At 58.7% G+C, this 11,343-nt stretch carries 11 protein-coding genes and 1 tRNA gene; 5 read left to right on the forward strand and 7 right to left on the reverse strand.

Translation table 11 applies throughout. The annotated features are described in order from the left end of the window. Window positions 1-102: 102 nt before the first annotated feature. The 3 genes from yghU to BM229_RS12390 form a co-directional block, all read right to left on the reverse strand. On the reverse strand, window positions 103-975 hold the full coding sequence (gene yghU, locus BM229_RS12380; RefSeq protein WP_093927921.1) for a glutathione-dependent disulfide-bond oxidoreductase: 873 nt from the start codon (window positions 973-975) through the stop codon (window positions 103-105). A 127-nt stretch (window positions 976-1,102) separates the two neighbouring features. Next, window positions 1,103-1,228 carry a type B 50S ribosomal protein L36 gene (gene ykgO, locus BM229_RS12385; RefSeq protein ID WP_005850168.1) on the reverse strand — a complete coding sequence of 42 codons (126 nt, stop codon included), beginning with the start codon at window positions 1,226-1,228 and terminating at the stop codon, window positions 1,103-1,105. A gap of 76 nt (window positions 1,229-1,304) precedes the next feature. Further along, a tRNA-Val gene (locus BM229_RS12390) sits at window positions 1,305-1,379 on the reverse strand. A gap of 146 nt (window positions 1,380-1,525) precedes the next feature. On the opposite strand from BM229_RS12390, the gene BM229_RS12395 reads away from it, so the two are divergent. After that, window positions 1,526-2,386 (forward strand): N-formylglutamate amidohydrolase, encoded by an 861-nt coding sequence (locus BM229_RS12395; protein WP_093927922.1) that lies wholly within the window; start codon window positions 1,526-1,528, stop codon window positions 2,384-2,386. A 2-nt stretch (window positions 2,387-2,388) separates the two neighbouring features. Here BM229_RS12395 and BM229_RS12400 read toward each other — a convergent pair whose 3' ends face one another. Beyond that, a complete protein-coding gene (locus BM229_RS12400; protein WP_093927987.1) occupies window positions 2,389-3,642 on the reverse strand; it encodes a DNA polymerase IV in 1,254 nt (417 codons plus the stop codon). Window positions 3,643-3,702: 60 nt separating this feature from the next. Between BM229_RS12400 and BM229_RS12405 the strand changes: the two genes are divergently transcribed. After that, window positions 3,703-4,128, forward strand: coding sequence for an NUDIX hydrolase (locus BM229_RS12405; protein ID WP_093927923.1), 426 nt, complete (start codon window positions 3,703-3,705; stop codon window positions 4,126-4,128). A gap of 191 nt (window positions 4,129-4,319) precedes the next feature. On the opposite strand, the gene pyrF is transcribed toward BM229_RS12405, so the two are convergent. After that, window positions 4,320-5,015 carry an orotidine-5'-phosphate decarboxylase gene (gene pyrF / locus BM229_RS12410; protein WP_093927924.1) on the reverse strand — a complete coding sequence of 232 codons (696 nt, stop codon included), beginning with the start codon at window positions 5,013-5,015 and terminating at the stop codon, window positions 4,320-4,322. Between the two features lie 243 nt (window positions 5,016-5,258). Continuing rightward, window positions 5,259-5,573, reverse strand: coding sequence for an orotidine 5-phosphate decarboxylase (locus BM229_RS12415; protein ID WP_093927925.1), 315 nt, complete (start codon window positions 5,571-5,573; stop codon window positions 5,259-5,261). 356 nt (window positions 5,574-5,929) lie between these two features. Here BM229_RS12415 and clpB point away from each other — a divergent pair, with 356 nt between their 5' ends. After that, entirely contained in the window at window positions 5,930-8,545 is a 2,616-nt protein-coding gene (clpB, locus tag BM229_RS12420) for an ATP-dependent chaperone ClpB (protein ID WP_093927926.1), read from the forward strand. 83 nt (window positions 8,546-8,628) lie between these two features. Here the strand turns inward: clpB and BM229_RS12425 are convergent, their stop codons facing one another. After that, complete coding sequence (locus BM229_RS12425; RefSeq protein WP_093927927.1) at window positions 8,629-9,060, reverse strand: DUF302 domain-containing protein; 432 nt, start codon at window positions 9,058-9,060, stop codon at window positions 8,629-8,631. 123 nt (window positions 9,061-9,183) lie between these two features. On the opposite strand from BM229_RS12425, the gene msrP reads away from it, so the two are divergent. After that, window positions 9,184-10,089, forward strand: a complete 906-nt coding sequence (gene msrP, locus BM229_RS12430; RefSeq protein ID WP_093927928.1) for a protein-methionine-sulfoxide reductase catalytic subunit MsrP — start codon at window positions 9,184-9,186, stop codon at window positions 10,087-10,089. A gap of 92 nt (window positions 10,090-10,181) precedes the next feature. Then, window positions 10,182-10,802, forward strand: a complete 621-nt coding sequence (gene msrQ, locus BM229_RS12435) for a protein-methionine-sulfoxide reductase heme-binding subunit MsrQ (protein WP_208604073.1) — start codon at window positions 10,182-10,184, stop codon at window positions 10,800-10,802. The last annotated feature ends 541 nt before the right edge of the window (window positions 10,803-11,343 follow it).

The following is an 11,343-nucleotide window of genomic DNA, read 5'->3' on the forward strand; positions in this document are numbered from 1 at the left end:
ACTTGACTGAAACAGTAAGAAACAGATTTTGAGCATTCCTGCAACCAATTCAATCAGAATTGGAATCATGGCCCCCGACCGAGAGGGTCGGGGGCGGCGCGGTCAGTTGTTGCCGATTTTGTCCTGGGTCTTGGTGTCGAAATCGCTGGCATCGTGACGCTCACGCAGTTGCATCGACAGGTCATCGCCAAAGGCGCGGTTGACCATACGGCCACGGGTCACGGCGGGGCGCGCATCAATCGCCTCGGCCCAACGCATGACGTTTTTATAAGAGGCCACGTCGAGGAACTCTGCCGCGGAATAGAGCCGCCCGAGTACCAACTGGCCATACCAGCTCCAGATCGCAATATCGGCGATGGAGTATTCGTCGGCGAAATATTCATGCTCGGCCAAGTGTTTGTCCATCACATCAAGCTGACGCTTGGTCTCCATCGCGAAGCGGTTGATGGGGTATTCAAACTTCTCGGGCGCATAGGCATAGAAATGGCCAAAACCGCCGCCAAGGTAAGGCGCGCTGCCCATCTGCCAAAAGAGCCACGACAACGCCTCGGTCCGGCGGGCGGGGTCTTGGGGCAGGAAGGCGCCGAACTTCTCAGCGAGATAGAGCAGGATCGCCCCCGATTCGAAGACCCGCTGGGGCGCATCGCCAGAGTGGTCCATCAGCGCGGGAATTTTGGAATTGGGGTTCACCTCGACAAAGCCCGAACCGAACTGATCGCCCTCGGAAATATCAACCAGCCAAGCGTCGTATTCAGCCGCCTTATGGCCCGCCTCTAGCAGTTCTTCGAACATCACCGTGACTTTGACGCCATTGGGCGTGGCGAGGGAATAAAGCTGAAAGGGATGGTCGCCGATGGGGAGGTCCTTGTCATGGGTAGCACCGGCGATGGGCCGGTTGGTGCTGGCGAATTTGCCGCCGCTTTCTGATTCCCATTTCCAAACCTTTGGGGGCGTATATTCGGGTGTGTCCGACATGATGGTCTTCCTTGTTATTCAAGTCTGCTTTGAAAGTGGGGCTTTGGGCGGGGGTTGCAAGCACTTAACCACAACGAAAAAGGCCGCCCCAGAAGGAGCGGCCTTTAAAATCGAATTGCTGCAAGTCTCAGCCCTGGCGGGCTTTGAACCGGCGCTGCGTTTTGTTGATGACGTAAACGCGGCCTTTGCGACGCACAACACGGCAATCGCGATGCCGATTCTTGAGCGAGCGGAGCGAATTGCGAACCTTCATAGGTGGTCTCCTCATGTCGTGGCGCGGGCCAGCGCCTGGGTTGCGGGCAACCCGCCAAGGCGGGTCGATGAATAAATGGTGGGCGATACTGGGATCGAACCAGTGACCCCTTCGATGTCAACGAAGTGCTCTACCGCTGAGCTAATCACCCACTTAACGACGTTTCAAAATCGGCCCCACACAAAAAATGGGGCGCGAAATTTCGCGCCGTTTGGGTGCTATAAAAGGAGTCGGCGGCGGGATCAAGGGCTTTTGGCGCGGAATAAACACGCTATGTTCGACTTAGAGGGATTTATTATGCCTATGACCGCCTACGAAGTACTGCATCCGGACCGCAACCTGTCTTGCGTGGTCTTTGCGTCCCCTCATTCGGGCCGTGATTATGCGGCCTCGTTCCTACGGCGTTCTATCTTGGATGAACATGCAATCCGGTCTTCTGAGGATGCGTTTGTCGATCAATTGTTTGATTGTGCGCCGCGCTACGGTGCTTCGTTTATCAAAGCAGGGGCGCCGAGGGCCTATATCGACCTCAACCGTGCGCCCGAAGAATTGGACCCGTCTGTAATCGAAGGAATCCCGCGACAGGGGCATAACCCGCGTGTGACTTCTGGATTGGGAGTGATTCCTCGCGTGGTGGCCAATGGCCGCGCGATCTATCGCGGCAAGCTCTCGCAAGAAGAGGCGCAATTGCGAATCGATAGCTACTGGCGGCCCTATCATAGCAAATTGCAGGAACTCCTGACGCGGGCGCATCGTCGCCACGGGCAGGCAGTGCTGGTTGATTGCCATTCCATGCCGCACGAAGCGATGGACGGCGTGGCGCGCAGCGGCATGCGGCGGCCTGATGTCGTGCTAGGTGACCGTTTCGGCGCGGCGGCTGGAGGGGAGGTTGTCGACAGGATCGAAGCGGCATTTGTGGATGCTGGTTTCATCGTGACGCGCAACTCGCCCTTTGCCGGGGCCTACATCACCCAAGCCTATGGCCGCCCCTCGCGCGGACAGCACGCGGTGCAGGTTGAGATCGACCGGGCGCTTTATATGAATGAGCGTTTGATTCGCCCTAATGGCGCATTCGAGGCGGTGCAGGCAGCGTTGCAACGGGTGGTGGCCGACGTGGCCCAGATTGGACAAGAACGCCTGCCGCTGGCGGCGGAGTAATCTCAGCGCAGGGCGCGCCCTTTTAGGATCGCTTTTTCGCCAAATCGGCTGCGGATGCTATCTGCGGCGCGCTCGGCCTTGCTGCGCTGCGCCGCGCCGGGGTCGAGCAAATCGCCTCCCGTATCCGCCCCCTCGGCTCCGGAGAGATCGGATAAGCCGACGCCGATAAGACGGTAGGAGCTACGATGTTCGACCTGATCAAATAGCGCGCGGGCCGTGCGGTAGATGCGGTCGGCCAGTTGCGTCGGTTCATGCAGCGACAGGCGACGCGATAGCAAAGAGTGATCGGCGCGTTTGAGTTTTAACGTCACCACACGGCCTGCCATCTCCTTGGCCTTGGCGCGGTCCGCGACCTTTTCCGCCAGTCGCCAGATGTGCCCGTCAAGAATCTCGGCGTTTCCTGTATCGTCAGAGAATGTCGTTTCATTGCTGATCGATTTTACCGGACGGTGGCGCGATACGCGGCGTTTGTCTTGGCCCCGCGCCAAGTGCCACAGCCGGTCGCCCATGCTGCCAAAGCGGACGATTAGATCGGTTTGCTCCCACCGCAGGAGATCGGAGAAGCTGCGGATGCCCGCCTTCTCCAAAGAGGTTTGCGTGGCCGCTCCAACGCCCCAGATCATGCCGACGGGTTTGTCGCGCAGAAAATCCGCCGTTTCCCCTGCGCCAATCACCGAAAACCCATGCGGCTTGTCGAGGTCCGAGGCGACTTTGGCTAGAAATTTATTATGGCTCAGTCCGATAGAGCCGGTCAGACCCAGTTCCATTTTCATCCGCCGCACCAGCCGCGCCAGCATCATTGCGGGTGGCTGGCCGTGTAGCCGCGCGGTGCCGGTCATGTCGAGGAAGGCTTCATCGAGCGACAGAGGCTCAATCGCCGGGGTCATTTCTTCCATCATCGCGCGAATGGCGCGGGAGGCTTCGACATAGGCCTCCATCCGGGGCTTGATGATCACCGCTTCGGGGCAAAGCTTGAGCGCCTGAAACATCGGCATTGCAGAACGCACCCCACGGATGCGCGCCACATAACAGGCGGTCGACACAACGCCGCGCCGCCCGCCGCCGATGATAACGGGTTTGCCGGCCAGTTCGGGATTGTCGCGTTTCTCAACCGAGGCATAGAAGGCGTCACAATCCATATGGGCGATCGACAAGTCGAAAAGCTCGGGATGTGACAGCACACGCGGGCTGCCACAGCGCGAACAGCGCCGCGCAGGCGGGATTTCGTTCAAACAGTCGCGACAGAGAATAACCAGGCACACACCGAGAGGGCAGGGTTCGGGCAACAACTCTAAACAAATCGCGGAGGTTTAACCATGGGCTTTGAAGGGGCCAAGCTGGCGCTTTATCTTGGTGGAAAGCTGGCCGTGATCCTACGCGATGACACGCCGGGGCTGCCTTTTGCCGATCATTGGGATTTGCCCGGCGGCGGGCGTGAAGGAGAAGAGACCCCGCTGGCCTGTGCGCTGCGCGAATGTCACGAGGAGTTGGGGATAGCTGTGCCGGAGGACGCGGTGATCTGGCAGGGCAGTTTTGACGAGGCGGGGCTAAACAAATGGTTTTTCGTCGCGCATCTACCGGCGCATGCGGAGGCTGAGATCGTATTTGGCAACGAGGGACAGCGTTGGCGTTTGATGGAGGAAGAAGAGTTTTTGAACCACCCCCGAGCCGTGCCCGCATTTCAGGACAGGCTTCGGGTCTATCTGGGGCAGTCGGGTGCCGACAAAATTAAAGCTATTTGAGGGGAATAAAGGCCCCCCGCTTGTGTGAGCGGGGGGAGGTGACGAACATCAGGAAGAACCAGTTCGTCGGGGAGTATCACCTGAGTTCAACATAACATGTCGGGGCGATCAGGCCTAACGATGATGGCTGTGTGGCACGTGCATCCCGCCGCCCTGTGGTCGATTTGCTACAGAGGTCGGGAAGCGCTTTGTTAATGCTTGGAAATTTCCCGCAACACTTCACGGGCGGCAGCGGCTGGGTCTTTGGCCTGCCAGATTGGACGGCCCACAACGATGTGATCGGCGCCATCTGAGATGGCCTGTCCCGGTGTCGCAACACGTTTTTGATCGCCCAGAGCAGCACCTTGAGGACGTACGCCGGGAGTGACGATAAGCTTGCCCATCGCTTCGGGCAACGCGCGGATCGCGGCAGCTTCTTGGGGTGAGGCGATGACACCATCGGCCCCGGCATCCAATGCGCGGCCTGCGCGGGTCAGTACCAAATCTTTCAGATCGCCCGATTGGATCAGGGCCGCGTCAAGGTCGGCGCGGTCTAGCGAGGTCAGGATCGTAACGGCGAGGATCTTCATATCGGTGCCTGCCGCACCCTGTTTAGCAGCCGCCACCACATGCGGGTCGCCGTGGACCGTCAAAAAATCTAAATCGAACTGTGCCAGTCCACGCACTGCAGCTTCGACCGTGGCGCCGATATCGAAAAGTTTCATATCAAGGAAGATGCGCTTGCCATGTTCCTGTTTGAGCTCGTTGGCCAGTGCCAGCCCGCCACCCGTCAGCATGCCAAGGCCGATTTTATAAAAGCCCACGGCCTCTCCCAGGGTCTGGGCCAATTCCATCCCCGCGACCGCGTGGGGAACATCAAGGGCGACGATCAGACGGTCATCAGACATGTGAGGGCTCCTGCCAATTTTCGAACGGCTTTGACCTACGCCGCGGCGCGGGGCAAGTCCATCATTCATGAGGGTAGCAGGCAAAAAAGAGGCCCGAACACCGCATCGCGGGTCCGGGCCAAGTGTTCAGAGACTTAGCAGGCAGGCACTGGTCTCTGGTATGCGGATCGCCAACTCGGGACAGTGAGGTGGCGGCAGGTCCGCGGGCTGCCGCGCGGCAGGCAGGTGCCGCGCGGAAGAGGGTCAGGCTGCGTCACGACCGGGGAGGTGCATGACCTCTTCTAGCCAACGCAGCGGATCAAAGCTGCGGCGTCCGGCCCGCTGAGCGGGGACGTGGCGCAATACTTCGGAACTCATGCCACGCTTCTGGGCGTGGCGGCGAAGTGCTTGGCGGGAGAGGCCGTCAGCGGCATCGCGGAATGACATGGTGATCGGCGCCTCAATGGCGCAGGCATAGCGGCGCATCTGTTCACCGTCTTGAACAGTCACTAGCGCTTCGAAACACTGAGTGGCCGCATTATATGTGACATCTGTCAACTGGGTAGGGCGCGTCTGCATCGTTTCACCTCTTGCGTTCTTCTGAACCTTGGCAGGTCTTGCAGTCCTGCTCTCGTCTGGTGGGTAAACGCGAGAGGCAGTCAAATGGTTTCATTATGGTTACAGCTTCTGTGGATAAAAGTTAACAATGCCTTTAATTCAAGGGTATAGGGTTGTATTTTTTTGACGCGAATTTGCCGTATTTTTGCCTTATTGGTTGAGTTCCACCTGTTATTTGCCTCTCACTAAGCAGTAATTTGCGGCCTAACGGTCTTGAACCGGCGGGCCCACTTCCCAAATTGATATCGAGGCTCAGACCGCTGCGTGCCACTTGTCGGGCGCAGCATTTTAGGGCGCTTGTAGAAAAGGAGAGACCCATGGACTTGAGCAAGTTCACGGAAAGATCGCGCGGCTTCATTCAAGCGGCGCAGACCATTGCAACACGGGAAAGCCATCAGCGGCTGGCCCCTGAACATGTACTCAAAGCACTGCTGGACGATGACCAGGGGCTGGCGCGCAACCTGATCGCGGCATCAGGCGGCGATGGTGCGCGCGTGATGCAGGCGCTTGACCTCGCGCTTGGCAAAATCCCGAAAGTCACCGGCGATGCGGGGCAAGTCTATCTGGACGGCACCACGGCCAAGGTCTTGGCCGAGGCCGAAACCATGGCCAAGAAAGCGGGCGATAGTTTCGTCACTGTCGAACGCATTCTGACTGCGCTCTGCTTGGTGAAATCCGGTGCGAAAGCTGCATTGGAAGCTGGTAAGGTAACGGCCCAAGGGCTGAACGCCGCCGTCAATGACGTGCGCAAGGGCCGCAAAGCCGACAGCGCGACGGCGGAGGACAGCTATGAGGCTTTGGAGAAATACAGCCTCGACCTGACCGCGCGGGCCGAAGAGGGCAAAATCGACCCCATCATTGGTCGGGATGAAGAAATCCGCCGCGCGATGCAGGTGCTCAGCCGTAGGACCAAGAACAACCCGGTGCTGATCGGTGAGCCGGGCGTCGGCAAGACCGCCATCGCCGAAGGCTTGGCGCTGCGCATCGTACATGGTGACGTGCCTGAATCCCTGCGCAACAAACGTCTGCTCGCGCTCGACATGGGGGCGCTGATCGCTGGCGCGAAGTATCGTGGTGAGTTCGAAGAGCGGCTTAAGGCCGTTCTGACTGAAGTCACCGAGGCTGCGGGCGAGGTGATCCTCTTCATCGACGAGATGCACACGCTGGTCGGTGCCGGTAAAGCCGATGGCGCGATGGATGCGTCGAACCTGTTGAAACCTGCGTTGGCGCGGGGCGATTTGCACTGCGTTGGGGCCACGACGCTCGACGAGTATCGCAAGTATGTCGAGAAAGATGCAGCGCTTGCGCGGCGCTTCCAGCCGGTGATGGTTCAGGAGCCGACGGTGGAAGACACTGTTTCGATCCTGCGTGGCATCAAAGAGAAGTATGAGTTGCACCACGGCGTGCGCATTTCCGACACCGCGCTGGTCGCGGCGGCGACGCTGAGCCATCGCTACATCACCGACCGTTTCCTGCCCGACAAGGCGATCGACCTGATGGACGAGGCCGCGAGCCGTCTGCGGATGGAAGTCGACAGCAAGCCCGAAGAGCTGGACGCGCTGGACCGTCAGATTCTGCAACTTCAGATCGAGGCCGAAGCGCTGAAGAAAGAAGATGATACCGCGTCCAAGGATCGGCTGGAGACTTTGCAGAAAGACTTGAGCGATCTGCAAGACCGCAGCGCCGAGATGACGGCGCAGTGGCAGGCCGAACGCGACAAGCTGGCCGGGGCGCGTGACATCAAGGAGAAGCTCGACCATGCGCGGGCCGAGCTCGACATCGCGAAACGGGAAGGTAACCTCGCGCGTGCGGGCGAGCTATCTTATGGCGTGATCCCGCAGTTGGAGCGCGACCTTGAGGCCGCCGAGGGCCGTGAGGACGATATGATGGTCGAAGAGGCCGTGCGCCCAGATCAGATTGCCAGCGTGGTCGAACGTTGGACGGGCATCCCGGCGGGCAAGATGCTTGAGGGTGAGCGCGACAAGCTGCTGCGCATGGAAGACCAGTTGCACGACCGGGTGATCGGTCAGAATGCTGCCGTGAAGGCGGTTGCCAATGCCGTGCGCCGTGCGCGTGCTGGGCTGAACGATGAGAATCGCCCGTTGGGCAGCTTCCTCTTCCTCGGGCCGACCGGTGTGGGCAAGACCGAGCTGACCAAGGCCGTGGCCGAGTTCCTCTTTGACGACGACAATGCGATGGTACGCATCGACATGTCGGAGTTCATGGAGAAACACTCGGTGGCCCGTCTGATCGGTGCCCCTCCGGGTTACGTCGGTTATGATGAGGGCGGTGTGCTGACCGAAGCGGTGCGGCGGCGTCCTTATCAGGTTGTGCTCTTTGACGAGGTCGAAAAGGCGCATCCGGATGTCTTCAACGTGCTGTTGCAGGTGCTTGACGATGGTGTGCTGACCGATGGTCAGGGCCGCACGGTCGATTTCAAGCAAACGCTGATCATCCTAACCTCGAACCTTGGCGCGCAGGCGCTCAGCCAATTGCCGGATGGCGGTGACATGGCGCAGGCCAAACGTGACGTGATGGACGCAGTGCGGGCGCATTTCCGGCCTGAATTCCTAAACCGTCTGGATGAGACGATCATCTTTGACCGTCTGGGCCGTGCGGATATGGACGGCATCGTCACGATCCAGATGGCACGGCTGCTCAAGCGGCTGGCCGGGCGGAAGATCACGCTTGATCTGGATGATGCTGCACGGAAATGGCTGGCGGATGAGGGCTATGATCCGGTCTTCGGCGCGCGGCCACTCAAGCGGGTGATCCAGCGCACCGTGCAGGATCCGCTGGCAGAGATGCTGCTGGCCGGGGATGTGAAGGACGGCGATACCGTCACCGTTCGCGCCGGTGCCGATGGGTTGATCATTGGCGATCAGATCGCTGCCTCGAACCGTCCTAAGCCGGATGATGCCACGGTACACTGAGCGTTAGACGATAATAGAAATGGGCCGGGGATAGCTCCGGCCCTTTTAAGTTCTCAATCGAAGGATGCTTCGATCACGTGAGATCACTCGCCGATTGCTTCCTTCACGATTGTGTCCAACAAGCTTTGCACCTCTTGCATGGGCCCTTCGGGGAAAGCGCGGTAGCCAATTGTCACCTCGTCACTTTCAGGAAGTTGCATGACAAAGATATCGTAGGGGCAGAAGCCCACATTCATCGGATCGGCCTCCATCACCTTGCGTGACAGCGATGCCGAGCAGAAGCTGAACACATCGGCTGCTTCAAACACCTTCACGTCAGAGCCAACATCCGCACCGGTGCGGTCGAGCATTTCACCGACATGGCTGACATTCTCAGGCACCAGCCCTTGGTTAAGAATGGCGTTCTCTACCCCAAAGGTCACATCCCCGAAGCTTTGGTCGATGGTATAGGTGACCATCTCGTCGGCGTGGGCTGCGCTGGCCATCAAGGCGACTGCGAGTATGAAACGAACCATGGCGGCACTCCTTTGGATAACGGCACCTGACATTCCGGTGTGCTGGCTGAAATCCTGACGAAAGGATTTGGTACAGTCTGCGGCAGGCGCTAGCTTCCATTAACTATAGTAGGGAGCGCAGAAATGGCCAATCGCTGGATTAACCAACTTACGGATCGGGACGTTACCGACGAGGCGATCTATCTGAACCGACGGCAGATTATCGGCGGTGCGGCGGCAGGGCTGGGCCTTGCTGGGTTGGGGCAGGGGGCGATGGCCCAAGAGGGGCTAACCCCGAACGATTACGAAGATATCACCCAATACAACAATTACTATGAGTTCGGGACCGACAAGGGCGACCCTGCGAAATACGCCGATGCACTGACAACCGCCCCTTGGACGGTGTCGATCGAAGGGATGGTCGATAAGCCGGGCGACTACGCATTCGAAGATATCATGAAGGCCATGACCGTCGAAGAGCGCATCTACCGTCTACGCTGTGTCGAGGCATGGTCAATGGTGGTGCCATGGAACGGCTTTGAGCTTGCCGATCTACTGAATATGGCGGGCGTGCAATCCGGTGCGAAATACGTCGCCTTTGAAACCGCTTACCGCCCCGAGGAAATGCCCGGCCTGCGATTCCCGGTATTGGACTGGCCTTATGTCGAAGGTCTGCGGTTGGATGAAGCGATGCATCCGCTGACGATCATGGCGACCGGCATCTATGGCCGTGACATCCCTAATCAGAATGGCGCACCACTGCGTTTGGTGGTGCCGTGGAAATACGGGTTCAAGTCGATCAAATCCGTGGTGCGGATCACCCTGACAGACAAACAGCCCCCCACCAGTTGGAACAAAGCCGGGCCGCGCGAATACGGTTTCTATAGTAATGTGAACCCCGAGGTGAGCCATCCACGCTGGTCGCAAGCCGATGAACGGCCCATCGGTGGCGGGCTGTTCGCGCGCCGGCAGCCGACGCTGATGTTCAACGGCTACGAAGAAGAAGTCGTAGGCCTCTACAAAGGTATGGACCTAACCGCGAACTTCTGATGCGTGACACACTATATATGCACAGCGATATATATGCACAGCGATTTTCGGCGCCCCGGCGGAGGGGCTAAACGGGGCAGGGTGGCGGAGTGATGGCCGGTCTGATTGACAGCCTGAACGGTCTTGCCCGGCGTATTCCTGTCTGGTCCGTCTACCTTCTGCTGGCCCTGCCGATCCCGTGGTTCTTTTATCAAGGGCTTAACGGTGGGCTGGGTCGCGATCCGGTAAAGGCGCTTGAGCATGTCTATGGCCTATGGGCGCTGCGTCTGTTGATCGTCGGCTTGGCGATTACCCCGCTACGTCGAACCACAGGCATTAATCTTCTGAGATTTCGCCGGGCCGTCGGTGTCATGACCTTTGTCTATGCACTTGCACACCTCATGGTTTGGGCCGTGCTTGATGTGCAGGCGCTGTCACGTGTTTGGGCGGATATCCTCAAACGTCCCTACATTACCATCGGAATGGCGGGGTTCCTTTGTCTGGCCCCTTTAGCAGCCACGTCGAACAACTGGTCGCTGCGCAAACTAGGGGCGCGGTGGCGCAAGCTTCATCGGCTTACCTATGTCGCGGCACTTCTGGCTGGGTTGCATTTCCTGTGGCTCGCTAAGGGTTTTCAGTTAGAGCCCTTGGTCTACGCTGGTCTGATCCTAGCCCTATTGATCTACCGTTTGCCCCATAGGCGCATCTTCCGACGATTTTCGCAGGCTGGATAACTCGGAGCCGCGGGAGCCCACCGATTCCTGCCTCGGATTCGTCGCACAAAGCGCCATGGCCTGTGGATAACTGGTGGCGTTAACATCGCCTTATTGTTTGGAGGTTAGTGGCGTGAATTTCTCCGGGGGTCAGATTTTCCTAAGTTGTTGTATAGATTGGACTATTCTTGGTTTTCACAAAAACTACACAAAACCCAGAAAAAGGGGTTGCGGGTTTCTGTCACTCGCCTTAGAACCCCCTCTACCGGCGGCGCAGAGATGCGGCGGCGGGGCGCCAGACGGGGCGGACGGGAGCGGCGACGCTAGGTTCGGTTCGGAAGGTGGGTAAAAATTCGAGGTAATAGAGGCGGGGCGCGCCAAGGTTATAGGGCGCATCTCAGTTTCTTTTGTCTCAACGCTGTTTGAAAATTTGATATCTGAAGAGATATGTGGGCGGTTTGGTTCATTCGATGGATCAACGTCTGTATATCGCGCTCTTAGGCTTCGGCCGATGATAGAGTGTCAGCTTCACTGTTTGGACGGCTTTCGGCTACTTTGTAGT

Source organism: Sulfitobacter dubius (assembly GCF_900113435.1).
Lineage (GTDB): Bacteria > Pseudomonadota > Alphaproteobacteria > Rhodobacterales > Rhodobacteraceae > Sulfitobacter > Sulfitobacter dubius.

Coding starts and splice junctions, on each gene's coding strand:
- BM229_RS12405 (WP_093927923.1), top strand. CDS start 3,703: ATGGGCTTTGAAGGGGCCAAGCTGGCGCTTTATCTTGGTGGAAAGCTG.
- ykgO (WP_005850168.1), bottom strand. CDS start 1,228: ATGAAGGTTCGCAATTCGCTCCGCTCGCTCAAGAATCGGCATCGCGAT.
- yghU (WP_093927921.1), bottom strand. CDS start 975: ATGTCGGACACACCCGAATATACGCCCCCAAAGGTTTGGAAATGGGAA.
- msrP (WP_093927928.1), top strand. CDS start 9,184: ATGGCCAATCGCTGGATTAACCAACTTACGGATCGGGACGTTACCGAC.
- msrQ (WP_208604073.1), top strand. CDS start 10,182: ATGGCCGGTCTGATTGACAGCCTGAACGGTCTTGCCCGGCGTATTCCT.
- clpB (WP_093927926.1), top strand. CDS start 5,930: ATGGACTTGAGCAAGTTCACGGAAAGATCGCGCGGCTTCATTCAAGCG.
- BM229_RS12425 (WP_093927927.1), bottom strand. CDS start 9,060: ATGGTTCGTTTCATACTCGCAGTCGCCTTGATGGCCAGCGCAGCCCAC.
- BM229_RS12415 (WP_093927925.1), bottom strand. CDS start 5,573: ATGCAGACGCGCCCTACCCAGTTGACAGATGTCACATATAATGCGGCC.
- BM229_RS12395 (WP_093927922.1), top strand. CDS start 1,526: ATGCCTATGACCGCCTACGAAGTACTGCATCCGGACCGCAACCTGTCT.
- pyrF (WP_093927924.1), bottom strand. CDS start 5,015: ATGTCTGATGACCGTCTGATCGTCGCCCTTGATGTTCCCCACGCGGTC.